Genomic DNA, 25,070 nt, shown 5'->3' on the forward strand with positions numbered 1-25,070 from the left:
CTGTTTCCAGTTTTCGAAAGGCTTTGGCTTCAGGACGTATTTCACTTACGAAAAACTTGAGCATGCTAATCTTGAGAGGAGTTCTCGTGCAAATCAGCGGCCTCCTGTTGCTCTTCTTCAGATTGGGGTTCCATCTCACTAATAGAAGCCTTTTCTACAACAGCATCCAGAACCTTGTTTCTGATGATCGTGGAAACGATATCACTTCTAACGTCTTCACGAGTGCTCACCATTTCTTTTGCTCTGTCGGCAGAAATCCCCCAATATGGAGCCATCTCTTCAGCAAAGGCTTCAATTTCCTCTTCTTCTGCCTCAAACCCTTCTTTGGATGCTATCTCATGAATGAACCTCGTCTTCTTTATCTCATCGAATACACCCTTTCTGAAGTTATCGACAAGCTTATCTTCGCTTCCGGCCTGATTCAAGTAGTTCTCATAACTCTTATCCTTCTTTGAATTCTCTATTGTTCTCTGAACGAAATAATCAAGTGTCGAATCTGAGATCTCTATCTCTACGAGGTCATTGATCTTATCCATTGCCTGTTGCCTGAGGAAGTCTTTCTGCCAATTGATGAAAGACTCCATTCCCTCCTTTTCGACGATTTCTCTGAGTTCCTCAAGTGAGTTCGCTTCAGCATTCACTGTCTTCGCAAATTCGTCATCTAGATCCAGAGGGTTCTTCTTAAGCACTTCCAAAATCCTTACAGAATAGAAGTACTCGTTATCGGAGTCTTCAAATGTTCTCGTAAACTCAACCGATTCTTCCTTCATCTTTCCGATCACATTTTTCACTATAGGTCTATCGTCTTCTGGGGTGATATTCAACTCCTGGACCTTCTTGTCGGCTATCTTTTTTCCATCTTTTACAATAGTATACTCGATTTTGATTATGTCTCCATTCTCGACTGGGCCGTCCTTAGGTTCTAATATTGCATGCTCATTTCTAAGTTCTTCCAGTCTGTTGTTCACATAATTTAGAACAACTTCGTCTTTCTTTGGTATTTTCAGCTCGAGGTTTGCATAATCGAGAATCTTGATCTCCGGATCTCTGTGAAGCATGACTTCGATGGTTGCTCCCTCTCCCTCCATCTTCTGATCGTTTATCACAGCAGGTATAAGAAGATTCTCATCCTTGATCGCATCCTCAATCTTGTCTGACAGGACTTCGAGGACCATTTCTTCAAAGCTCTCTGCCAAAAAGTTCCTCACTATGTTCAGCGGTACCTTTCCCTTTCTGAATCCTGGTATTGAATATTGTTGGTTCACATATTTGGCTACATCCTTCTCTGCCTGTCTTACTTCTTCTGAATCAAAGGAAAAGAGAAATGTCTCAACATTCTCTTCCTTCTTAACGAAATTCTTTTCCACCGGTAATTACCTCCATTCAGTCGCAAACTGTATTTTTGCTGTCCAATTATACGTATCTGCCTGCTGTTCGGGGTTAAAGTGATGTTATATTAAAGGCTGTGATTACTGGAGTTCTATTAGCTCATACTTTAGGCTTTCCGGTTCGATTATTACCACTGTTGGTCTTCCTGTGAGGTAGCCGCAGCATTCCCCAGGATTGATTATAACTGGTTTGGAATCAAGTCTTATGTCAAGATTATGAGTATGCCCGTAAAGCAAGAAATCTGCTCTAACAGTATCTTTAAGCCCAAAAGGTTCATGCATCACAACCACGCTATAACCCTGGATCTCGATTTCATTGGGGCCCTTCACTAACGAATCACCAAGCATACTTTTTAAGCCAATCAACTCTCCGTCGTTATTTCCGACTACTACGTGAAGCTCCCCGCTGAACCTCAACAGCTCTTCTGCAGCAAACGGCGAAATAAGATCTCCGCAGTGAATAAGAACATCTACCTCGCGGTCTATTGCCACGCTTACAGCCTCGGAAATTCTTGTAATGCTGTCATGAGAATCCGACATTATCATCCATGTCATTCCCCTCACCTCTTGGCATCTTGTATCGTTGAAAACTTAAGGTGAATCGAATACAATTATAACTGCACAGGACCCATGGGACAAAGGGTCTGATATGCATCAGGTGCCTTCGGAGGTTTGATTGATTAAGAAGAGATTGGTAATTCGTTTCTGCTGTGGAGGTCTTCTAAGATTTCTTTCGCATCAGGAGACGGTTACGGCAATAGAAAGGACAATCAGAAGATCGAAATTGCCCGTTACTTACACTCAGGGATTCCACCCTCGGGTCAAAACAGGTTACTCTCAGGCAGTTCCAACAGGGGTGGCAAGTTTTGCGCATTATGTTTTCCTCGAGACAGAGACAGAAGTCTCTGACCCAGTGAAAGCCCTAAACTTTTCCTCTTGTTTCACTCTAAAGGCTCAGAAAGCATGGTATATTCCTTCGAGTTACACAAGAATAGATAATCTGATTGATTCCTACAGATTATCGCTTTCACTTCCGAAAGAGCGCTATGTTCCAGATTCGTATGACAGCGAGCTCAAAGTTTCTAAGAAGACTAAGAGAGGTTACAAAGAATTCAGAGCAGGAGATGTATTTAAGGACCTCACAGTGACTCCCTTGAGAACCGTCTATATGGTAAAATATTCCCAGCCAGTAGACTCAATGGTTTCAGCGGAGGAAATACTCAAGATTTTTTCGAAAGATGGTACCGCTTCTTACGAAGGGGTGTTTGTTTTTGTGGAGGAAGCTCTCGTAAAAGGGAAGCGGACTTCAGATATTCTGGATGAAATAGGAGGGATTCGAAATGTCTGGTCACAATAAGTGGGCGAATATCAAGCACAGGAAAGGCGCTCAGGATGCCAAGAGATCCAAGGTTTTCACGAAAATCATCAGAGAACTAATGGTTGCGGCAAGAGAAGGAGGATCAGATCCTAATACGAACACTTCTCTGAGGGCTGCTATAGAAAGGGCTAGAGGCGCGAATATGCCAAAAGACACAATGGAGAAGGCAATCAAGAAAGGCGCCGGAGAACTTGAGGGGCAAACGTTCTCCGAAGCTCTTTATGAAGGGTATGCTCCTGGAGGGGTAGCACTTCTTATAAGATGTCTTACTGATAACAAGAATAGGACCGCTCAAGAGATCAGGCATACCCTTTCGAAGTACGGTGGCTCTATGGCAGAGAGTGGCGCGGTTAGTTGGATGTTTGAAAGAAAGGGAATCATTACTGTCTCTAAAGAGCAGATTTCCGACCTTGATGAGTTCCAGCTTCTTGCAATCGAGGCAGGAGCCGAGGACATAAAGGACGACACCGATCCAATAGAGATTATAACCCTTCCTGATTCGGTATCTGATGTCAAAACGGCGCTCGAAGAAAACGGGTATTCTCTTTCTTACGAGATGAGCTATATACCAAGCAATAGTCTGAAGGTTGAGGGTTCAGAAGCGGGTAAGCTTTTTAAGCTCCTTGACATTCTTGAGGACAACGATGATGTTCAGGAGGTTTATGACAACTCGGATATTGATGAAGCCGAAATGGAGGCACTTGCCGATCAGTTTGGCTGATATGAACTGCCCGTTTAGGCGACACTTGGAGTGATAACAATTGCCTTCTCTTCTAGGAATTACCCTAGCTCTGATTCTTGATCAGGTAAGTAAGTACTTTGTTGAGAATGAAATGACGTATTTTCAGCGAATAGATTTGGCTGGCGACTTCTTCGGCTTAAGATATGTCAGAAATACGGGTGTTGCGTTCGGTCTATTCAAGAACCAAGAACCCTGGCTTCTGGCTCTTATAGCTGTTGCAATTGTCGTAACGATTGTGATCCTTTCTAATGCAAACTCATCGAAGTTGTCAAAATGGGAGTCCTTCTTCATTGGTCTGATTGCTGGAGGTGCGCTCGGAAATAACCTGATAGACAGACTGAGACTCGGCCATGTAGTTGACTTCTTCGAGCTGAGAGGGTTTCCCGCGATATTCAACTTCGCAGACATGTGTATAGTGTTCGGTGCAGCATTGCTAACTCTTTCAGTATACCGAAGGGAGAAAAGTGCTTCAAGAGATAACAGTCTCCAGGCGTGAAGACGGCTGGAGGCTTGACAAGATAGTAGTTGAGAAAGCCCCCCCGTGGATTTCACGTACTTTTGTGCAGCGGCAGATTATGGAGTCTAAAGTTTTTGTTGACGGAAGAGCTAGAAAGCCGGCGTACAAGGTGAAGTCCGGAGAAATAATAACTTTCGAACTGCCGGACAAGCCCCAAATACTATCAGTAGAACCAGAAGATATCCCTCTAGACATAATATTCGAAGATAGAGACATAATCGTTGTCAATAAGGAACCAGGTATTATTGTTCACCCTCTTCCGAGAAAACAAACCGGCACACTTGTAAACGCTTTGCTTAATCATTGCGGCGATCTTCAAGGTATTGGTGGTGTAACAAGACCCGGGATAGTTCACAGGCTTGACAAAGACACTAGCGGCGTAATAATCGTTGCAAAGAATGATCTTGCTCATGTCTCCCTCTCCTCACAGTTCAAGAACAGGCTGACCTCAAAAGATTATCTTGCTCTCGTTAAGGGTAAGACACCCGCATCTGGCAAGATAGATTACTCCATTGCACGTCATCCCGTAAACAGACTGAAGATGTCAATAAATTGCAACGGTAAGGAATCTCTTACGAATTTTCGGACACTAAGGAACTTTTCTGAACTTGCCTCTTTAGTTCTTGTGAGTCCAAAAACTGGCAGAACTCATCAAATAAGAGTTCATATGAAAGAAAAGGGCTTCCCTCTTCTGGGTGATGCAGTCTACGGAAAGGCAAGAGATGACGAGATATTTGGAGTGAGAAGGCAGATGCTCCATGCACTAAGACTAACCGTCTTACACCCTCGGTCCGGGAGAAGAATGACTTTCTTGGCAACACTTCCTGAAGACATGAAGGAAGCGATAGTTAATCTAAGCGAATTGGTGGAGAAGAAGGCATGAAGACTGCTTTTCTAGTCACGAAGTACGAGTTATTCGGTTCTGTCCTCGAGCTGGGCGAGACGATTGCTGAGTTGAAAAAAAACGGATATGAAAGATGTGTCATAGTTGACTCTTCATTGTCGTCTTTTGTGAAATGGCATACAGCGCTTTCCCGTGCAGGCATAGTAACTGTACCGGGTTTGCACAAAGGAAATGATTATTGGATTGCCAGAAGCGAAAAAGGGTTCAGAGAACTTATGAAAAGCGAGATTATCGAATCCGACGACTTGGTGCATGTTTTGGGAAAACCTCGCAATCTGGATCCCTCGTCAAAGAACCCAATCTGGGAGTGCCGTTATCTTGATCAAAATAGCGAAAGGTTCAGAACATACACATCCTTGGGGGATGTCCTCGAAACGTCCGACTACTCTTTGCCTGATGAAAGACGCTATCTGGATATGGAGAAAGACCTTGGCAAACTCCTTTCTGAATTGCCTCAGGAGTTTGCTATACGGAAGCTGAATCACGTTTTTCCTGTTAGATCAAAGCCTGAGGATTTCTCCGCGTTGCTCGAGAAAATTATCGGATCAAAGAAACTTGGAGCTAGTTACGCTATAAGACTTGAAAGGGAACTTTCGGTGATTCTGGCAAAGGGAATTCAAGATTATTTCATGACTGTCTCAAAGATCGTTGAGATAGCAAAGACCGGTGGTTGTTGGATTGGCCCTGGAAGGGGATCGGCCGTTGGTTCACTTGTAAGTTATCTGCTTGGAATAACACGTATTGATCCCGTTGAAGAAGAACTCTTTTTTGAAAGGTTCTTGAGTTTGAAGCGCGAAGATCCACCAGATATTGATCTTGACGTTGATGATGAATCGAGGCAAGCACTTCTAAGGAGTTTGAAAGACCACTTTGGAAGCGATCATCTATGCCTCATTAGGACGGCATCTACTTACGGATTCAAGGGGGCGGCTCGGGAAATTGGCAGAAAGCTCGGTATTGATGGTCAAAGAATATCGAGGCTAATCGAGTGGAGCAAAGAAGGGCAAAGATTTCCCTACGCGTTTGAAGGGGACGTTGACATGAAACAGCTCTTTGATATGTCAAGAAGCATTGTAGGTCTGTACTCAGGTTTTTCAATTCATGCAGCGGGCCTAATTCTGTCTGATTACCCTATTTCCGGATTGATTCCACTCGATTCAGGCGGTGATCTTCCTGTCTCTCTATGGGATATGAATTCTCTCAGCATCATGGGTTTGCAGAAGATCGATCTTCTGGGACTCAGGAACCTTTCGCTTCTTAAGAAGATGGCGAAGGGCAAGGAGCCCTGGCATTCCCCTACGAACGATGCTAGAACGTACGAAATACTGGAAAAAGGCTACACTGCCGGCGTGTTTCAGCTCGAGGCCCCGTACGCCACGAAGGTTGTTAGATCAGTCAAACCTATATCGTTGAAAGACTTGTCGATATCGATCGCCCTCAATAGACCTGGACCAATCAAATCGGGAGTCACGGAACGCTTCCTCAGACTATCCAGAAATCCCTCTGATCTGGAAAGAATTAAAAGAAAGGTTCCAGTGCTTGCGGAGACCGGTGGCCTTCTAGTTTATCAGGAACAGGTTCTCAAAATCGCTTCCAGTTTGCTTTCTCTTGAAGCAGACGATGGAGAGCTTTTGAGAAGAGCTCTTTCAAAGAAAGACAAAGAGGTTGTGAATAGCTTGTTCAGAGCTTCACCCGGGTACAGCAAACTCACTCCTGAAAGAAGAGAGAAACTGCTGTCCTTCCTTATGGACTTCGCTGGATATGCATTCAACAAGTCTCACAGTCTAAGTTATGCAATGATCTCTTATTGGTTGGCATACTTCAAAGCGAATCACCCCGAAGTCTTCTATCCGCTTATCTTAGTTGAATTACCCAGAAACTCTCTCACGCGCATTGTTGCTGAGATAAGAGACAGGGGATTTTCATTACGTACAGAAGATAGATCAGTGCAAAGTCGAGATTATGTGACAGTTTCGATTCCCAGGCTGCTAAATATCGACTACTTGAAACCGGTTCCAGACGAGAATTCCTTTTTCACTTTTGTCAGAAACAATAGGTCCCGTTGTCAGGCGAGGGACCTGGAAAAACTAATAAAGAGTGGCTACCTCGATCGCTTCGGTCCAAGAAACGAGTTGTTGAAGAGAATGAATGATGCACTGGCCGGAGTTAATCCAGAACTGAAATCGATTCGTTCGGTGTTCGGGTACAAGGAAGATGAACAAGAAGCAAGGGAGAGCGATACAGATATTGATAGAGCGATGATGGAAGTTGAAGTTCTTGGTTTCAATTTGACGGAGATACAGCCGCCGGACATTTCCCGAAGACCGACTGATTTCGAACTAACAACGGCTCTTGCACGTTTGAGAACGGGAATCGCTGCGTTCAAAAGGGTAGACTACCTCGGCAGAAGCTTTGTAACTGATGGGAGGTCCTTTGTGGAGATAGCCGGGCAAGCGCCTCTTCAGGGCTATGTGCTGTTCAAGATCGGGAGACCAACGGAAATGAAAGAGCGCATTACAGAGGTGAACAGAGTTTTCCACGGTCAAATTGATAGGAGGTTTCTTGCTGCAGGCTCCGATTACGAAAAAGTCATAATCAAATCTAAAGACTCTCAGACAGTGGTCCCCAATGCAAAGCCTTCGGAAATTGACTCAGATGAGATAATCTGGAAGTAGTACATGGAGGAGATAATGGAGATCTATTTCGTCAGGCACGGAGAAACTGAGTGGAACAACAGCAATCGCTGGCAGGGAAGATCGGATATTCCACTTTCAGAAAGGGGCAGGAACCAGGCTATACAGACTGGAGAGTTTCTCAGGAAGATTGGTCTAAGACCGGCGGCTCTCTATGCCAGTGACTTGAAGAGAGCAAAAGAGACGGCAGAGATTATTGGTCAAACTCTCAGGATCAAGCCAATCGTCAATCCGGTCCTCCGCGAAGCCGATGTTGGTTTGTGGAATGGCCTCGAAATTAGCGAGGCTTTCAGAAATCACGGCAATCTAATTGAACATTGGCAAAAGGATCCGTGGGCTGACATTGCAAAAACAGAGTCCCTTGGCGAAGTGCAGAGAAGAGCGGTGAGCTTTCTTAAGTTCGTATCAACCGCTTTCGCGGGAAAACAGGTAGTTGCCGTCTCTCATGCTTTGCTAATAAGGACTGTCATCTGCTACTCAATGGGCCTGCCTCTGGAGAACCATTACAGACTCTCAATGCATAACTGTTCAGTGTCTTCGATCATTGTTGAGGGTGGGGAAACAAAGGTTCATGAACTGAATCTCTGGCGTCATCTGGAAGAAGAGCAGGTATTATGAATCTGAGAGTGAACTTCGTTCCCCGTGTCCTTGACGAACAAACCGATATCGCAGTTGTAATTGATGTCTTGCGGGCGACCAGTACTATCACGACGGCGCTTCATCTTGGCGCAAAAAAAGTGATTCCTGTGGAATCGGTCGAGGAGGCTTTGGAGTGCAGAAAGCGGGATCGCGAGGTGCTTCTTGGAGGAGAGAGAGGATCGATGAAGATAGAGGGATTCGATCTGGCAAACTCCCCAGTTGCTCTCTGCAAGAAGATGATCTTTGGAAAAGAGTTGGTTATGACGACAACGAATGGGACAAACGCTGCACTCTTGTCGAAACGTGCCGGAAGGCTTGTTGCTGCCTCCTTTTTGAATCTTGAAAGTATAAACGGGTTTCTTGAGAGTGAAGGCGGCAGGATTGAGCTCCAGTGCGCCGGCTCTAGTGGAAGAGTTTCACTTGAGGATGTCTTGCTTGCAGGTGCAATTGTATCCGGATTGGGAATGGGTTGTACCGATGATGGTTGCTCGTTAGCTTCGCTCCTGTATGAATCGGCCAAGAGTGATTTGGAGAGCTTTTTAATTGAGAACGGCTTTCACGCGAGAAGACTTCTCTCTCTAGGGTTTGGTGATGATATAAGCTTTTGTGCTAGAATCAACATGTACAATCTTCTCCCGTTGTGGCGGGACGGTGGGTTCGTACGGGGGTAGTTTAATGGAGTTTGTTTCAAATTTCTTTTTTGTTATCGCGATGGGAGCGCTCTTTCTGTCACTGATTTTCTTCGAAATTGGAACTAAGAAGGTGCGTAGGCCGAAGAGCGAGGTGAAGCCTGAAGATTACAAACCTTACGATAGGAAAGGCTGGTACTCTCTGTTGGCAGCAGGAGGGTTTCTAGGTCTATCTTTGTTGTTTGCATTGATTTTCTGATGGTCGAGGGGGTTGATTGAATGCCTAGCAAGCTAGCAGTTGACAGTATCGTCTCGAAACTGCCGGGGGTGCACAGCGCCAGAATAGTTTATGACGAAAACGGCGAAATGGTCGAGATTCACGTTTTGGCGGACATTTCCAAACCGGCAAAGCAGTTGGTAAGAGATATTGAAACGGCAATATACGCTTCAACGGGTGTCAAGATCGATAGGAAGATCGTATCTATTGCACAGATATCCCTAGATTCAGACGATGAAGAGGAAGCTTCGGTTGTAAGACCTTACCAGAAGGAAGAAGTCCAAGGTTACAACTTCCAACTTACAATTCTTGAGACGCGCGCAACGATGCGAAAACTAGACATTACGGTAATGCTAGATTATGAGGGAAGAGAACTTGAGGGTTCGTCAATTGTAGATATTGGTGACGACGAGAAGTACATGGCAATCGTGGAATCAACTGTTGCAGCAATAAGGGATGTCATTCCAAGTTTCAGAATAGAGTTCATCGAAAAGCTGGAGTACGGGATGACTGAAATTGTAATGGCGGTAGGTTCTGCATTGGTAAATGGAAAGAGAAAGAGAGAAGCCGGCGCTAGACTGTGCAAGAAGGACAGTCTTAGTGATTTCGCACTAGTGGTTCTCGAGATAATCAATAAGATCTGAATGAGGATACTAACTAATACTTCGGAGGTGTTCCAATGGTTTTGTCGCGCTTTGTCTCTTCTGTAACGCCTTCGGCGACCTTGGAATTCAATAAGAAGGCGTTGGAACTCGCTCGATCAGGAGAGGATGTTGTAAAGTTCACTGCTGGTGAACCGGATTTTCCTACTCCCCGCCCAATTGTCGATGCAGCAATAAAAGCTCTCAATGAGGGAAAAACGAAGTATACGAACGCCGCTGGAATAGATGAGTTGAGAAAGGCGATAGCTCTGAAACTTCAGAAGGAAAACAACATGACTTACTCACCCGAAGAGATTGTTGTTGCGAACGGTGGAAAACAAGCTATCTACAACGTTCTGAAGGCTTTGCTCAACGTTGGCGATGAGGTGATAATCATTTCGCCTGCATGGGTAAGCTATGAGGCGCAGATTCTTCTCTGTGGTGGTGTACCGGTCATAGTGCAGGCTGATGTTGAGAGAGACTTCATTCCTGAGATCGGCGAAATTGAGAGTTCCATTACCGACAAAACGAAAGCGATTATGATAAATTCTCCGAACAACCCGACCGGGGCAATCTATCCAGAGAGTTTCCTAGGGGAACTGGCAGACCTTTGCATAAAGGAAGATCTCTTTGTCATCTCCGATGAAGTGTATGAAAAGCTTGTATTCGATGCTTCTCACTTATCAATAGCCTCGATGAATGGAATGAAGGAACGTTCAGCGGTCATAAACGCTTTCTCCAAGACATACGCAATGACGGGCTGGAGAGTAGGCTATTCCGCCACATCCACTAAGCTGGCAAGAGAGATATCTAAAATCCAGAGCCACCTTACATCAAATGTTAATACTATGGCTCAGTATGCAGCCTTGAAGGCGTTTGAGGTCGATACCTCTTCCATGGTTGAGGAGTTTCGGAAGAGAAGAGATCTGGTTGTATCAAGGCTTTCTGAGATTGGACTCAAATTCAGCAAGCCTGCGGGAGCTTTTTATGTATTTATAGATATCAGACCATTCCTTGGCCAAAGGTATGTGAATTCCAACGAATTTGCTCTTGGGCTTCTCGAGGAGCAGAAAGTGGGGATGGTTCCGGGAAGTGCGTTCAGTTGCGAAGGCTTCATAAGAATGTCTTACTCCAGTTCGGTTGAAGAACTGAAGAAGGGAATTGACAGATTTGGGAGATTTCTCAAGGCGATTTGACTAGCGGCCAGTCCAGTCCAGGCTCCATTTAAACGATTGAGTTAGAAGCTGGACACTTTCTAGATCGGATTTTGAAAGGTCGTCCAGCATTCTGTTCATAGCATCTCTAAAGGCGTATTGTGTGTTTCCTGAACGGATCTCCATGAGACATTCTACAGTAGCTGCGAACTGATCGGCTGCCCACACAATTCTGCCTTCCAATGATTCAAATGGATCCAGCATTCTGAGTTTAAGCTCTTTGATAAGTTCATCGGGCATTCCGTCCAGCAGGTTCTCGGTAACCATCTGCTCTTCAACTTGAGCGATCACCTCATCAAATCCAGGGACTTTCTTCTTTGTTGGTGTGATTATGTCACCGGTCATGCTTTCTGGAATGTCGTGCAGAAGGGCGCGTTTTACAGATTCAACGGGGTTTATTGCAGTGCCTTTCTCCTCCTCAATACAGGAAAGAATGTATGCAGTTATTGTAACATAGGATGAATGGGCTGCTACAGTGGTTGGAACGTTTCTATTCAGCCGATTCCAGCGGACAGCTCTTAACAGAACGATCAAAGCGTTAGTGTAGCGTTCAAGCCATGGGGTGTCCATGATAAGGCGGTATGGTTCGAAGTCTCTGAAGATTTCGATTCGTTTCTCGAGCCCTTTCAATGGTCGGCTGAAGAAGTCCGGGAAACTCCTTGCATGTAGGCCCGCCTCTAGTCTGGCAGACAAGAGATCTCCCGTCTGGATTATTTTGCCCTCGACAGAATCATCTTTTGAATTGACCATAGACAGATAGAATGGGTTGTGCCGTTCTTCGGGCAAGTATTGAACGATTTCCTCAACGGTTCTCGAAAAAACATCGTTCCATTTATCTGGTGAAAGAGATTTTATCAGAACCTTGGTGTCAACAGAGATGTCGGAAAGAAGGCATTTTGGCAGTTCCTTCAGAACCAGTCTCTGAAAGAGTTCCTCCTGGTTGATATCGAGGCCACTCAGCCTGGCCATCTCTGACATCAGTAAACTGTATTGGGCGGAGATGAAGGCATTCTCTGCTTCGTTAGTCCTTAGAAGAGTGGGTGTGTTGTTCCACCTATACATTGTGAAGAGATTTGTTGCGAGTTCTAGTAGCTTCACGTATCCTTGAAACACGGAGACACCTCCCCAGCAGGGTCAAAGATCACACTGATACAATTATAATTGTTGTGTTGAGTAAAATAAAGTCTTTAGCAGGGAAAGAGGCGGTTTTATGAACATTTGCAAATGGACAAACAGGACTTATCCACTGTTTAGTGATGACTGTACTGTAGGTGAGATTTTGAGCGACAGAAAGTCGGCTGGGCTCACGTATATAATCTCGGTGGATAGTGACGGGCGACTGGCAGGCGTTGCAAAAGTGGATGATATCAAAGATGTTGATCCTGCAACGCCCGTTTCAGAGGTTATTACAGAACCGGTCTTCTACTGTCGAGACTCTGATTTCATTGAAGATGCCGCACTAATGCTTATCGAGAGTCATGACTATGTTCTTCCTGTAGTTGACAATGATTTTTTGGTGGTGGGAGCTATCGGAGTCTTCGAGATTCTTGAAGGCCTGATGGAGTTCACTGCAATGGACAAGCCAGGAACAAGAGTCTCTGTCATTCTGGAGGACAAGCCAGGAGCGTTGCGAGATGTTGTAGATTACCTTGCCGAAAGAGAGGTAAATATCCTTTCGATAATCACGTCAGCGGCAGAATCAGATGATGAAAGACGGGTCGTTATCAGAACAGATGAGTCGGACATAGGAATGATCGCTGAAATACTTCAAGAAAAGGGCGTTTCTTTTGAGAGCATAAGTGAAGAGGAGGGTTTTGGTGTCTGATTTTGCAAGTTACCTCATTCTAGGTGCGGTTCAGGGAGCAACTGAATTTCTTCCAGTTTCGTCTTCTGGACATCTGACTATTTTTTCAAGTTTTCTTAATGTTCCGCTCGATGTTGAATCTAAGGCGGCGTTTTTTGCTGTATTGCATCTTGCAACATTCTTTGCCGTTTTGTTGTTCACATTTAAGGATGTATGGACCATATTCTCTGGTTTGGGTAAGCCAGAAAAGAGGGACTCTTCAATCAGGTATATATTGTTGCTTCTGATTGCGACCATTCCGGCAGTTATAGCTGGTTTTCTGCTGGAGGACGAGATAAAGCTACTGTTTTCAGATGTAGCCTTTGCATCTACCATGTTGTTTGTGACCGCGACTATGTTGTTCATATCGGATAGGCTTAAGGGTGATCGCAAGATATTGGATCTCTCTATTGCAGGGGCTCTTTCAATCGGTATCTTTCAGGCGGCGGCTATAGTTCCGGGGATATCCAGGAGTGGTTTCACCATCTTCGGAGCCTTACTTGTCGGTATGGTTAGAAGAGACGCCGTTAGATTCTCGTTCCTCTTGAGCCTCCCGGTTACTCTAGGAGCAGGTCTTCTGGAGCTTTCAAGAGTTAATCTTCCTGTCAGTACGGTTCTATTGTCTTCCATTCTTGCTTTCCTGACCGGAGTAATGGGACTGTGGCTTCTCAAGAAACTTGTTCTGAAGCGACGTCTGAGTTTGTTTGCCGTTTACTGTATAATTATAGGGACAGTAGGTTTGATTTTTCGAGGAGTGATGTAACTTGGACTTGAATCTCCTCTTTCCCGGCAGTTTGGTATATGTGCCGGGAATGCTGGATTCTCCAACGAGTAGCTGTGTTCTTCTTGTGGAAGATGAAAAAAAGATTCTCGTCGATCCGGGCGGTTTCCCTTCTCTAGAGATTCTTGAAGATAGACTGACTTCTCTGGGTCTTTCCCCAGATGGAATTACCGACATATTTCTGACTCACTTTCATCTAGACCACGCCTTCAACAGCATGTTTTTCCCGAACGCAAAAGTTCATCTGCATGAGAGTTACAGTAGCAGAGACTACGGTTCGTTTGGTCCAATAGTTGGAGCCATGTACCAGAAGATAGTTCTCTCCTGGAATAGAGTCGAGCCGTTCAGGAATGGAGACATGCTTCTAGATTCAGTAGAAGTTCTGGAGTCTCCTTTTCACTCGAGAGATCATGTTTCTTTTTTTCTTGAAACAAGTAATTGTGGCAATGTCTTTATTTGTGGAGATATATGCACAAGGCAAATACAGTATCACGAAATGCGAAAAGGTATGCGGACAGACGAGGCCGCTGCTTTCGTAATGAAGTACTTCGACATGGCAGATACTGTGATCTTTTCTCATGACCTGCCGATATTCAAGAGGTGATTACATGAGAGTGCTGTTTGTTTCTTACGAAGTGTATCCATTAGCAAAAGTAGGAGGTCTTGCTGATGTAGCTGGATCCCTTCCGAAGTACTTGAAAGAGCTGGGAGTGGATGTTGATATATTAATGCCTCTTCATGGATCGATAGATAGAAGCGTTTTATCAAAGACGGGAAGGGTCCAGAAGACAAGATTCTTAAGAAGCCCTCGCTTCTTTGATATCTATAAGACTAAATTGCCTCAAAGTGAAGTGAGTGTCTTTCTGCTGAGAAATGAAGATCTTATGGACTCCAAGGAGGTCTATGGCTCATCCGATTTAGCTCTTCAAGCAATGAGCTTTTCCGATGCAGCCACGTCCTTTGCGATTGAGCAAGGTTATGATATCGTTCATCTCAACGACTGGCATACCGGTCTCATGGCAGTCTATCTTAAGCAAGCCGAAGCCGGAATTAAAACAGTCCTCTCAATTCATAACTTAGCTTATCAAGGTGTCTATGAAGACAGTTATTTTGAACTCTCGGGGATTAAGAAAGATTATCAAAAAGATATTTCGGTGCAAGAAGGCCTCAATTTCCTTAAGGCGGGCATTGAATTCTCCGATAAGCTTAGTACGGTCTCCCCTACCTACGCAAAAGAAATCCAGACTCCTGAGTACGGTGCGGGGCTGGAGGCAATCCTTTCCAGAAGGAACAATGATCTGGTTGGAATATTAAATGGAATCGATTATTCCGAATACGATCCCGAAAACGACAAGCGTTTGTGGGCTAACTTCGGTCTTGATAATCTTAAGAACAAGAAGAGAAACAAATGCAATCTGCAGAAATTGGTAGGTCTTCCCAGAAACAATACGGCAGTTATTGGATTGATCTCAAGACTTGTTGATCAGAAAGGGCTCGACCTAATAGAGGAGATTAAGGATGATCTGATGAAGCTTCCCGTCCAACTAATAGTTCTGGGGACTGGTGAGAGGAAATACGAACTCATGTTTAAGGAGCTTGAAGAAGCTTATCCAGATAGGGTAGCTGCAAAGCTAACCTTCGATTTGGATCTTGCCCAGAAGATTTACGGGGGCGCAGATATGTTCTTGATGCCTTCCAGATATGAACCTTGCGGCTTGGGTCAGATGTTTGCCATGCGGTATGGGACGATCCCTGTAGTTAGATTCACCGGTGGATTGGCAGATACAGTGAAGGAATTTGACGGTTTGAATTCCGGAAATGGTTTTGGTTTTTCTGATTACAAAGCTAGTAGACTTCTTGAAGCAATTGAAAGAGCTATCGAAGTATACAGTCGGCCGGACTGCTGGAGGAAAGTAGTGTACAATGCCATGAGTGAGGACTTTTCTTGGAACGCTTCGGCGAAGAATTACATATCTCTATACAGCGAGATGCTGGAGGTCAAAGGTAATGCCTGAATTAAGAAAGGATCCGATAATAAAGAGATGGGTAATAATAGCTACTGAAAGAGCTAGAAGGCCTCATGATTTCATAAATGCCAGAGAGAAAGCGGAATCGGCTTTCTGTCCGTTTGATTACGGAAATGAGCACACCACTCCACCTGAAGTCATGGCTTTCAGACCTGCGGATACTACGAAAGACAGCCCGGGATGGTGGGTTAGGGTAGTTCAGAACAAGTTTCCAGCTCTTGATTCAAGTACAGAACCGGATCGCTTTGGCCATGGAATGTACGATGTTATAAAGGGTTTTGGAACGCATGAAGTGATTATCGAGACACCTGATCATAACGCATCTATGGCTACTCTATCGTATGAGCAGGTTAGGGAAGTGATCTGGGCATACAAAGAACGTCATCAGGTGCTTGAAAAGGATAATAGGATCAAATACGTGTTGATATTCAAGAACCATGGAAGAGAAGCTGGGGCATCCCTGATGCACTCCCACAGTCAGTTGATAGCTACTCCAATTGTGCCTAAGAGAGTTGCTGAAGAGATCGCTGGTGCTGCAGACTACTACCGTTTCAGAGAAAGATGCGTTTACTGCGATATGGTTAACCAGGAAGGACTGGAAGGGACGAGAGTGGTTGAGGAGAATAATGATTTTGTTGCTTTCGAACCATTTGCTGCAAGGTTTCCTTTTGAGACCTGGATCGTTCCGAAGGTTCATAAAGACAATTTCGGAGAGATCTCTGCTTCTCAGATCGATAGTTTTTCTGTGATACTTAAGAATATGTTGCTGAGGATTCACAAGGCTCTCGATAATCCGCCCTACAATTTCATGTTGCATACGGGAATCAAGGGTATGGAGCAATCCGCTCACTATCACTGGCATCTGGAGATAGTTCCAAGACTCACAAGGGTCGCTGGTTTTGAGTGGGGTTCAGGCTTCTACATAAACCCTATGCCTCCCGAGCATGCTGCGATGTATCTTCGAGAGGTCAGGATTGAGGAGGAGTAGAATGGAAACCAGAATAAGTGATGAACTGCTGAAGCATCTTGAAGGACTTGCAAAATTCGAACTGAGTGAACAGGAGCGCGTGAGTCTTAAGAAGGACATCGAAGAGGTTCTGCAGTACATGACGCTTCTAGATCAAGTTGATCCCAGTGCCGATGAAATGATATCTCCAGTCGAGAAGAGTCTTGAACCAAGAGAAGACGCTCCGATGGAATTTGAAGGTGCAAAGCTAATTCGTGATCTTTTTCCTGAGCGGGAAGGAGACTATCTCAAAGTTCCAAGGATATACAAAGGGGAGAAATGAGCAACGCTTCTGGTAAAAGATATGAAGAACTTGCTTGCAGGTATCTTAAGAAGTCAGGATACAAGATAATTGCGAGAAATATCTCGTATAGATTTGGTGAGATAGATATTGTTGCATTTGAAGGAAGGACGATGGTCTTTGTTGAAGTCAAGGGAGGGAGTTCTTTCAGATTGCCGAGATACAGAGTTGACGAAAGAAAGCTAAGGCGACTCGAGTTGGCTGCCCAGAGATACATATCAACTGAAAAGCCAACCTTTAGTGAAACAAGGCTTGACGTTATTGAGGTTTTGAATGATGGGGAAGTAAATCATTTGAAAGCAGTTGGAAGGTGGTAGTGTGCTTAGAAATAGCCAGAGAATCTTTGAAGAGTACGAAAGATGGCTTAAGAATTCTACGGAAGAGATGAAGGAAGAGCTCAAGATGCTTTCACCGGAAGAAGTTAGGGATAGGTTTGCTCTGGATCTCGAGTTCGGTACCGGTGGAATGCGAGGGGTTCTTGGTGCCGGAACAAATCGTATGAACATTTTCACAATAAGAAGAGCTTCTCTTGGCTTCGGTCGCTGGATTTCTGATAAGTACATAGATCCGTCAGTAGTAATAGCCTTTGATACAAGGCACAAATCTTCTCGTTTCGCTGAAGTGTCGGCCGAGGTCCTCTCCTCAATAGGTATCAAGGTTCACATTTTTGCTGAGCCAATGCCTGTCCCAGTCCTAAGTTTTGCGGTTAGGGAGCTTAAGGCAAGTGGAGGAATTGTAATTACTGCCAGTCACAATCCACCTCAGTACAATGGCTTTAAGGTCTACACTTCAGATGGAACTCAAGCGGTTCCCCGTTACGCTGAAGAGATAATTCAAAGCGTTAATGGATCAGACTTTTTCGAAAACTACTCGCCGAAGAGAGAGATAATTTATAACATACCGAACTCTGTTCTTGATGGATTTTTGGAGATTGTGAAGGAAAACGTTCTCCACCTTTGTAACGATTTTGAATCAATTAGCGTTGTTTATTCCCCTCTTCATGGAACCGGCAACTACCCTGTCTACAAGACACTTTCCGATCTTGGCCACAGAGTGAAACGTGTCGAGGAGCAGGCTATACCTGATGGTAGCTTCCCAACCGTGAAGAGTCCAAACCCGGAAGATCCGAAAGCATTTTCTATGGCTCTTGATGTTGCAGGTGAAACCGATGCCGATCTTCTGATTGCGACGGATCCGGATTGCGATAGGTTGGGCATAATGGTAAGGCAAGATGGAAAGTACATCGCGATCAATGGAAATCAAACAGGCGTGATAATGACCCATTTCATTCTTGAGAGATTGAAAGGGTCCCTGCCTGACGATGCGTTTATTGTGAAGACGATAGTTTCAACGGATTTGGTTAAGAGTATCGCTGCTCGAAGCGGTGTAAAAGTAAGAGAGACCCTAACCGGGTTCAAGTACATTGGAGAGATCATTGAGAAATCAGAAATCGAAGGAAGAGGAAAGTATCTTTTCGGTTTCGAGGAGAGCTACGGCTCTCTCTACGGAAGGCATGCAAGAGACAAAGATGCTGTTAGCGCTGCTGCTCTTGCCTGTACAATCGCGGGCTTCTTGAAGCGGTCAGGACTTTCATTGATAGAGTATCTTGAAGAGATCTATAAGGAGTTCGGTTATTATCTCGAGGCACTCGTTAACAAGGATTACGAAGGCATAGAGGGAAAGGAAAGAATAGAAGCAATCATGAAAGGGCTTAGGGAAAGTAGGCCATCTGCAATTGGGGGTTTTAGGGTAAGAAAATTCAAAGACTATATGGAAGACTCGGGTGATCTCCCCACGGCCGATGTGATTTCTATGGAGATGGAGGATGGTTCTAAGATTATTGTAAGACCTTCGGGGACAGAACCAAAAATCAAATTCTATCTCATGGCAAAGGGAGTAACCAATGATGAAGCAAGAAGAAAAATCGATGAGCTAAAAGAACTGATCGAAGGGATTGTAGGCCTATGAATTACAGGTACGCTCACATTTTGTACCGTGGGGATGATTTTCTCTCTCCAAAGAGAGCAACATTTGATCACAGAACTAAGACAGGCTTTATGACCACGTGGTCCACTGAGCATTCAACCGATTTACTCAAACACAAATACTGGAGTTGTCTTAGCGCTTATGGCCTTGAAAGTGCTACTAGACGCAAGATCTCTTTCGAAAGAAAGCACAGTGATGCGAACCTTCTTTACTTCAAGTACGAGCTGGAAGTTCCTGAAGCGCTTGAAGGTTACTTCGATCCAACGATACTCGAAGTGCTTTCTAAGAATCTTTCCGTAAGAGAGACAACTGAGGAAGTCTATAAAATGCTTAAGGATTATGAAGAGGGAACTCTGAGATTTAATGATCAGGGCTTTTCCTCATGGCTTGCAGGAAAAGTTGGAGGCCTTCTGCTAAGTGATGGCGAGAAGAAGGAGCTTGAAAACTCCTTGATAAAGTACGTCGAGACCATAGTTGGAAGGGTTTTGTGGACTGTTTATAATGGGGATTTACAGAGAATGGGAAAGGACCTCTCTTCAATGGTTTATCTCTACACCGAGATGCTAGATCTTACGGGTTCAAAATGACTGTGAAGAGATTCGCTGCAGTAGTGTCGTATGACGGGACCGATTTCTTCGGTTTTCAGAATCAGCCGGATATGCGAACTGTACAGGGCATCTTCGAAGAAGCTCTGGAAAGAATTCACAAGTTCAGAGTCTCGAGTCAGGGAGCCGGTCGAACAGACACGGGAGTTCACGGCTATGGTCAGGTAATCGCTTTTGATTCGAACCTCGATAGATTGGATGCTCCAACAATGAAAGCTGCGCTCAACGCGAATCTTCCGGCGGACGTGTATGTTAGAAAAGTGTATGAAGTAGCGGAGAATTTCAGCCCAAGATTTGCTGCGAAGAAGAGGATCTATCACTATTACATTCTCAATTCAAGCGAACCGGACATCTTCAGAAGAAGGTTTGTCTGGTGGTTCCCGTATACTCTGGATATTGAATCGATGCGGAGAGCAGGGAGTCGACTTCTTGGAGAACACAACTTTACTGCTTTCAGGACTGGCCGGGATGACAGAAATCCAATAAGGACCGTTTCAGCCATTAGAATTGTCAGGACGAGCCCTCGTCTTATACTCATTAGGGTCGAGGGAGTCTCCTTTCTCAAGAGAATGGTAAGGAATATCGTCGGTACGCTTGTGAAAGTTGGCACCGGGAGCACTTCTGAAGAAGCCGTCTCTGAATTCCTTTCTTCACAGGATAGATCAACGCTTCCAGGAACTGCCCCTCCTCAGGGACTTGTATTCTACAAAGCGGTGTTTGATGAGTTTGAAACGTAGACTTGATGAACTATTGTTTGGGCTTGGGCTGTCTGAGAGTAGAACGAAAGCAGCAGAACTGATCAGGAGCGGAAAAGTTACTGTAGATGGTATGATTGTTCTTAAGCCGGGTTACAAGGTGGATTCTGACAGAGAAATAGTCGCCTCGAACTCCTTTATGCCGGTAGGGCGAGGGTATTACAAACTGAAGAAAGCTATCGATGAGTTCAGAATAAAACCTGAAGGTAGGAGAGTACTTGATGTTGGTGCATCAACCGGTGGCTTTGCACAACTTCTGCTGGAAAATGGTGCAGCCAGTGTGATTTGTGTAGATGTTGGGAAAGACCAGATCAGTAACAAACTTAAAGAGGACAGCAGAATCTTGTCAGTTGAGTCAACTGACATAAGAGATTTCTCTATTGAGCAGTTTGGGGGCGAAGTTGATCTATTGACCGCGGACTTATCATTCATCTCTACAGCAGGTTTGGCAGAGCTCTTTAGGATGTTTCTGAAAGACAACGGAGAAGCGGTGGTCCTAATAAAGCCACAATTTGAAGTTGGTCCGGGTGTTGTTAAGAAGGGATTGGTGCGCTCACGTATGGCTCATCGCGAAGTTATAGAAGTATTTGTAAAGGCTTTTGTTAGTAGTGGCATGTTTCCCGTAGGAATAACGTTTTCTCCAATCAAAGGCAAAAGAGGTAACATCGAGTATCTTCTCTATTCGGTTGCTGGGGAGACATTTGTTGAGTTAGACTATGACTATTTGATTGAGAAGGCTTTCGCGTTTTTCGATCGGGATAGCAACCAATTGGTTTGAAGGGAGGGAAAACCCCGGTTCACTTGAGTGATCCGGGAGAGCTTGAAATCCTTACTCGTTTTTATGCTGGTGCTTGTTTCTTTTTCCGCATTAGTGGCACAAGATATTTTCGATTTCGTTCCTGAAGATGTCGGCTATTTTCTCATTCTTCGTGGGTTGAGATCAACGATGGAAGTTCTCAGGGACAGCACCAATTTTTTCGGTGCCTATCTCGGGGATGACGGGTTCGGTGCTGAACGAGCCTTTTATGGGATAATCGATGCTGCTGGATACAATGCGGAGGTCGATACGAGTTTTCTTAAGAACGCTTTGAATAATGACATTCTTCTCGTTGGCGAAGGTATCGATCTCTCTCTTGATGATCTGCTGATGTTTGATCCGTTTTATCTCCTTGAGAAACTGAAGCTCACCAGGAACAGAGTTTTCATAGCTTGGAGAACCTCTAATTCCTTTCAGTTATTGAAAGCTACGGCAGCCCTTCTGGATATGGCAATATTCGTTCAACCTGGAGAGACAGTTAACGAGTTGAGGAGCAGTACAGGAACTCTCTTCTACAATGCCGCAGATGACTACCTAATAATCGGCGGTAATAAAGAGGCTGTTACTCTGGCTATGAAGACATATGCTGGAGAAGGTGGTAGGTTACTGGAGTCAAACGGTAAGGGCAGAGAGGTTGCGGAGAAGAGTTATGACTTCACTCTTGCCGGTTATATTGATGGAGACCGATTTCAGCTTGATCTGGGACTTGAGTCTACCTTTTCAATCGAAAGTACTGTGGTTTTTGCTCGTCCGGAAGGACATACACTTACAGCTACGATTGTTCAGGATACGATGTTTGTGGACAGTGAAGAGCTTGAGAAGATGATTTCCTTGTCTGATGCCAAGGAGGTAGAGGCATCAAAGGCAACTCTTGGTGACTACACGGTTTTCTTTCCTTCCTCATCTGTAGAGACCTTGAGGAAGGAGCTCGCTCACTGGTTTGAGCTTGATCTCGAACCTTACAGAGAACTTGCGGATTTTGTTGTCCTTCTCTCGAGAGAAAGCACAGGAAATACAAGGATATATGGTGATTTGGTCTCTGAGACTCCGAGAGTAACAGCGGTGTTTACTAACAGAAGCCCGGATACCGAAAGACTCGAAGGACCGCTCAAAGAGTGGGGTGCGGTTCAGTCCTCGTACAGGGGCAGCCGTATCTACGAACTTGAGAATGATTTTGATACCATATATTTCATTTTCTCAGCCGAGACAACCGTGCTCACTTCGCTTACACCCGACGAATACTACAGATTGCTTTCTAATGCAGAGGTTTTGAGTAGTAACACAAGTTACGAATTCGTCAGAAGATTGGGCATGGACAACGATATCTTGCATGCATTTATTGACATGAAGAAGGTTTTTAGATCTCTCATGGGGATTTCTGTAGATAGCGCTCTCCTCTACCAGCAAACCTTCTATGAAAACGGTAATATGATTCACGCGCTACGTTTCTATTGAGGTGATTTGATGGGGATTTTCTCGAAGATATTCGACAAAAACAAAATGCTTCTCAAGAAGTATTCAAAAACAGTTGAAAAGATAAATGAATTAGAGCGAGAGGTCAGTAAGTACGATCGACTAGATTTCGTGAAGAAAACTGAGGAATTCAAAGCCAGGATTGACGAGGGCCAGTCGCTTGAGTCTGTTCTGCCGGAGGCCTTTGCGCTGGCAAGAGAAGCTGCCAAGAGGACAGTGAAGATGAGACCCTTTGACGTGCAGCTTATGGGTGCTCTTTCTCTAAACGAAGGCAAGATCGCAGAAATGAAAACCGGTGAAGGAAAAACTCTTGTGGCAACGATGCCCCTGTATCTAAATGCTCTGTCAGGTAAGGGTTGTCATCTCGCAACTGTGAACGATTACCTTGCAAAAAGGGATGCGGGATGGATGGGGCCGGTTTATGAGTATCTTGGGTTGCAAGCTGGGTTCATCCAAGCAGCAATGGAGCCTATGGAGAGAAAAAAAGCCTATGATTGCGATATAACTTATGGAACTGCAAATGAGTTTGGTTTTGACTACTTGAGAGACAATCTTGTCTACTCTCTCGAGAACAAAGTTCAGAGAGGCCACAACTACGTGATTGTAGATGAGGCCGATTCAATCCTCATAGATGAGGCGAGAACGCCACTGATCATCTCTGGTCCCGCTCAGGACTCGTCAAGTCTGTATAGACAGTTCGCCTTCTTTGCAAAGCGATTTCAGGCCGAAAAAGATTTTGTTGTCGATGAAAAGGACAGAACGGTGACCCTTACAGATGAAGGAATAGAAAAGGCTGAGAAGCTTCTTCAGATAGAAAATCTTTACGACCCCAGTAATTATGACTACATCTTCCATCTTTTGAATGCATTGAAGGCTATGATTTTCTACAGACGAGAAGTTGATTATCTTGTTACTAATGAAGGTGAAGTTGTCATTGTTGACGAGTTCACCGGCAGGTTGCTCCCTGGAAGAAGGTACTCTGAGGGTCTTCATCAGGCCATAGAAGCCAAAGAAAACGTGCAGATAAGACAGGAATCAGTCACTTTCGCAACTATTACCTTTCAGAATTACTTCAAGCTCTATGAAAAGGTATCGGGAATGACCGGTACGGCCGCGACTGAAGAATCCGAGTTCATTTCTATGTATAATACTCCGGTCGCCGTTATTCCGACGAACAAGAGAGTAATTAGGCTGGATAAAGAAGATGCAATCTATAAGACAAGGGAGGAGAAAAACGAAGCGATCACTGCTGAGATCGCTCAACGATATGAGAAGGGACAGCCAGTGCTCGTTGGTACTACTTCAATAGAAAAGAGTGAGCTCCTGAGCAAAATGCTGCAGAAAAAGGGGGTTCCTCATGAAGTCTTAAATGCAAAATACCATGAGAGAGAAGCAGAAATCGTGGCTAATGCAGGTGAGCGAAAAACCGTTACTATAGCCACTAATATGGCCGGGAGAGGAACTGACATAAAACTTGGTGATGGGGTTGTGGAACTTGGAGGACTGTACGTTCTTGGAACGGAGCGGCACGAGAGCAGAAGAATTGACAATCAGCTAGTTGGCAGATCAGGTAGACAGGGCGACCCAGGAGAGTCAAGATTCTTCCTCTCTACTGAAGATGATCTTCTTCGACTGTTCGGTGGCGAACGAATGCAATCGATTATGAATACCCTCAAGATCGAAAAAGGTCAACCAATAGAGCATTCGCTTCTAAGCAGGATTATTTCGTCTGCTCAAAAAAAGATTGAGGGAATGCATTTCGAGATTAGGAGACGCCTTTACGAGCTCGATTCGGTTATTGATCAGCAGAGGAGCGCCATATATGCTCACCGCAACTGGGTATTGAAGGGCGAAGAGATCGATTCGAATGTCTTTGAGATTATTGAAGATGTAGTTGATAGAAGACTGTCGGGACTTGCGCAGCTTCCTTCTTTTGAAGATATTAAAGTCTCCTTCAGTTTCCTGCCTGCAGGGGACATTGAGCGGCTCAAGGACATTAAGAACGTCGAGGAGCTTAGAAACGTAACCTTGTCGCTTCTGCAGAAGATTTATGCCGAAAAGAAGGCTTCATTTGGAGATGAGTTCCCTCAGGTGATGAAGTACATTATGCTAAGGATGATCGATGAGAGATGGAGAAGACACCTAGAATCTATTGAGCACCTCAAAGACTCGGTGGGTTTAAGAGCTTACGGTCAGAAAGATCCTGTGATAGAATTCAAGAAAGAGTCTTTCATTCTTTTTCAGCAGTTGACCGATTCTCTTTATGATGACATTGCCAGTGCCATAGTCAGAATAGTTAGAGTCGATAGTGATAAGGCCAAGCAAAACGCCGACAAGGAATTCAGAAGTCTTCAAGCTATGCACTCGGATTTCAGTGGAGTCGGAGGAGAAAAAAAGGCAGACACTGGCGGCAAGAAGAAGGGCACAAAAAGGTTCAAGGTGAAACGTTAGTCC

General features: G+C 44.7%; 26 protein-coding genes. 23 read left to right on the plus strand and 3 right to left on the minus strand.

Annotated elements, in window-relative coordinates; translation table 11 throughout:
- Positions 1-65 precede the first annotated feature (65 nt).
- Positions 66-1,367, minus strand: a complete 1,302-nt coding sequence (gene tig / locus V512_RS02440) for a trigger factor (protein ID WP_099828875.1) — start codon at positions 1,365-1,367, stop codon at positions 66-68.
- Between the two features lie 102 nt (positions 1,368-1,469).
- Complete coding sequence (locus V512_RS02445; RefSeq protein ID WP_243392220.1) at positions 1,470-1,943, minus strand: metallophosphoesterase; 474 nt, start codon at positions 1,941-1,943, stop codon at positions 1,470-1,472.
- A gap of 121 nt (positions 1,944-2,064) precedes the next feature.
- Between V512_RS02445 and V512_RS02450 the strand changes: the two genes are divergently transcribed.
- From V512_RS02450 to aspC, 10 genes are read left to right on the plus strand one after another with little or no spacing between them, the layout of a single operon-like run.
- Positions 2,065-2,745, plus strand: coding sequence for a TIGR03936 family radical SAM-associated protein (locus V512_RS02450; RefSeq protein WP_099828876.1), 681 nt, complete (start codon positions 2,065-2,067; stop codon positions 2,743-2,745).
- On the plus strand, positions 2,729-3,487 hold the full coding sequence (locus V512_RS02455) for a YebC/PmpR family DNA-binding transcriptional regulator (protein WP_099828877.1): 759 nt from the start codon (positions 2,729-2,731) through the stop codon (positions 3,485-3,487). The genes V512_RS02450 and V512_RS02455 overlap by 17 nt, the downstream gene beginning before the upstream one ends.
- A 40-nt stretch (positions 3,488-3,527) precedes the next feature.
- Positions 3,528-4,004: a signal peptidase II gene (gene lspA, locus V512_RS02460; protein WP_099828878.1), complete on the plus strand. Its 477-nt coding sequence runs from the start codon at positions 3,528-3,530 to the stop codon at positions 4,002-4,004.
- Positions 3,973-4,908, plus strand: a complete 936-nt coding sequence (locus V512_RS02465) for an RluA family pseudouridine synthase (RefSeq protein WP_099828879.1) — start codon at positions 3,973-3,975, stop codon at positions 4,906-4,908. Before lspA ends, V512_RS02465 begins: the two co-directional genes overlap by 32 nt.
- Positions 4,905-7,604 carry a DNA polymerase III subunit alpha gene (locus V512_RS02470; protein ID WP_099828880.1) on the plus strand — a complete coding sequence of 900 codons (2,700 nt, stop codon included), beginning with the start codon at positions 4,905-4,907 and terminating at the stop codon, positions 7,602-7,604. The genes V512_RS02465 and V512_RS02470 overlap by 4 nt, the downstream gene beginning before the upstream one ends.
- Before the next feature lie 15 nt (positions 7,605-7,619).
- The gene (locus V512_RS02475) at positions 7,620-8,240 is read left to right on the plus strand and encodes a histidine phosphatase family protein (protein WP_099828881.1); all 621 of its coding nucleotides are present in this window, start codon (positions 7,620-7,622) and stop codon (positions 8,238-8,240) included.
- Positions 8,237-8,932: a 2-phosphosulfolactate phosphatase gene (locus V512_RS02480; protein ID WP_099828882.1), complete on the plus strand. Its 696-nt coding sequence runs from the start codon at positions 8,237-8,239 to the stop codon at positions 8,930-8,932. The genes V512_RS02475 and V512_RS02480 overlap by 4 nt, the downstream gene beginning before the upstream one ends.
- A gap of 4 nt (positions 8,933-8,936) precedes the next feature.
- Entirely contained in the window at positions 8,937-9,149 is a 213-nt protein-coding gene (locus V512_RS02485) for a hypothetical protein (RefSeq protein WP_099828883.1), read from the plus strand.
- A gap of 20 nt (positions 9,150-9,169) precedes the next feature.
- Positions 9,170-9,811 (plus strand): hypothetical protein, encoded by a 642-nt coding sequence (locus V512_RS02490; protein WP_099828884.1) that lies wholly within the window; start codon positions 9,170-9,172, stop codon positions 9,809-9,811.
- A gap of 35 nt (positions 9,812-9,846) precedes the next feature.
- Positions 9,847-11,004, plus strand: coding sequence for an aspartate aminotransferase (aspC, locus tag V512_RS02495; RefSeq protein ID WP_099828885.1), 1,158 nt, complete (start codon positions 9,847-9,849; stop codon positions 11,002-11,004).
- On the opposite strand, the gene V512_RS02500 is transcribed toward aspC, so the two are convergent.
- Entirely contained in the window at positions 11,005-12,135 is a 1,131-nt protein-coding gene (locus V512_RS02500; RefSeq protein ID WP_099828886.1) for a YfbR-like 5'-deoxynucleotidase, read from the minus strand.
- 97 nt (positions 12,136-12,232) lie between these two features.
- On the opposite strand from V512_RS02500, the gene V512_RS02505 reads away from it, so the two are divergent.
- Genes V512_RS02505 through secA form a run of 13 tightly spaced genes read left to right on the plus strand, consistent with a single transcriptional unit; the run spans position 12,233 to position 25,067 of the window.
- Positions 12,233-12,847: an ACT domain-containing protein gene (locus tag V512_RS02505; protein WP_099828887.1), complete on the plus strand. Its 615-nt coding sequence runs from the start codon at positions 12,233-12,235 to the stop codon at positions 12,845-12,847.
- Entirely contained in the window at positions 12,840-13,628 is a 789-nt protein-coding gene (locus tag V512_RS02510; protein ID WP_099828888.1) for an undecaprenyl-diphosphate phosphatase, read from the plus strand. The genes V512_RS02505 and V512_RS02510 overlap by 8 nt, the downstream gene beginning before the upstream one ends.
- Before the next feature lies 1 nt (position 13,629).
- The gene (locus V512_RS02515) at positions 13,630-14,250 is read left to right on the plus strand and encodes an MBL fold metallo-hydrolase (RefSeq protein ID WP_099828889.1); all 621 of its coding nucleotides are present in this window, start codon (positions 13,630-13,632) and stop codon (positions 14,248-14,250) included.
- A gap of 4 nt (positions 14,251-14,254) precedes the next feature.
- Entirely contained in the window at positions 14,255-15,661 is a 1,407-nt protein-coding gene (locus V512_RS02520; RefSeq protein WP_099828890.1) for a glycogen synthase, read from the plus strand.
- Positions 15,654-16,661 carry a galactose-1-phosphate uridylyltransferase gene (galT, locus tag V512_RS02525; protein ID WP_099828891.1) on the plus strand — a complete coding sequence of 336 codons (1,008 nt, stop codon included), beginning with the start codon at positions 15,654-15,656 and terminating at the stop codon, positions 16,659-16,661. The genes V512_RS02520 and galT overlap by 8 nt, the downstream gene beginning before the upstream one ends.
- 1 nt (position 16,662) lies before the next feature.
- Positions 16,663-16,962: an Asp-tRNA(Asn)/Glu-tRNA(Gln) amidotransferase subunit GatC gene (gene gatC, locus V512_RS02530; RefSeq protein ID WP_099828892.1), complete on the plus strand. Its 300-nt coding sequence runs from the start codon at positions 16,663-16,665 to the stop codon at positions 16,960-16,962.
- Positions 16,959-17,297: a YraN family protein gene (locus V512_RS02535; protein WP_099828893.1), complete on the plus strand. Its 339-nt coding sequence runs from the start codon at positions 16,959-16,961 to the stop codon at positions 17,295-17,297. Before gatC ends, V512_RS02535 begins: the two co-directional genes overlap by 4 nt.
- Position 17,298: 1 nt before the next feature.
- Complete coding sequence (locus V512_RS02540) at positions 17,299-18,948, plus strand: phospho-sugar mutase (RefSeq protein ID WP_099828894.1); 1,650 nt, start codon at positions 17,299-17,301, stop codon at positions 18,946-18,948.
- Positions 18,945-19,553 carry a hypothetical protein gene (locus V512_RS02545; RefSeq protein ID WP_099828895.1) on the plus strand — a complete coding sequence of 203 codons (609 nt, stop codon included), beginning with the start codon at positions 18,945-18,947 and terminating at the stop codon, positions 19,551-19,553. The genes V512_RS02540 and V512_RS02545 overlap by 4 nt, the downstream gene beginning before the upstream one ends.
- 2 nt (positions 19,554-19,555) lie before the next feature.
- Complete coding sequence (gene truA, locus V512_RS02550) at positions 19,556-20,308, plus strand: tRNA pseudouridine(38-40) synthase TruA (RefSeq protein WP_180977910.1); 753 nt, start codon at positions 19,556-19,558, stop codon at positions 20,306-20,308.
- Positions 20,292-21,104 carry a TlyA family RNA methyltransferase gene (locus tag V512_RS02555; RefSeq protein ID WP_099828897.1) on the plus strand — a complete coding sequence of 271 codons (813 nt, stop codon included), beginning with the start codon at positions 20,292-20,294 and terminating at the stop codon, positions 21,102-21,104. The genes truA and V512_RS02555 overlap by 17 nt, the downstream gene beginning before the upstream one ends.
- Positions 21,105-21,146: 42 nt before the next feature.
- On the plus strand, positions 21,147-22,598 hold the full coding sequence (locus V512_RS02560; protein WP_099828898.1) for a hypothetical protein: 1,452 nt from the start codon (positions 21,147-21,149) through the stop codon (positions 22,596-22,598).
- Between the two features lie 9 nt (positions 22,599-22,607).
- A complete protein-coding gene (gene secA, locus V512_RS02565) occupies positions 22,608-25,067 on the plus strand; it encodes a preprotein translocase subunit SecA (protein WP_099828899.1) in 2,460 nt (819 codons plus the stop codon).
- Positions 25,068-25,070 lie beyond the last annotated feature (3 nt).

The organism is Mesotoga sp. Brook.08.105.5.1, assembly GCF_002752635.1.
Taxonomy (GTDB): Bacteria; Thermotogota; Thermotogae; order Petrotogales; family Kosmotogaceae; genus Mesotoga.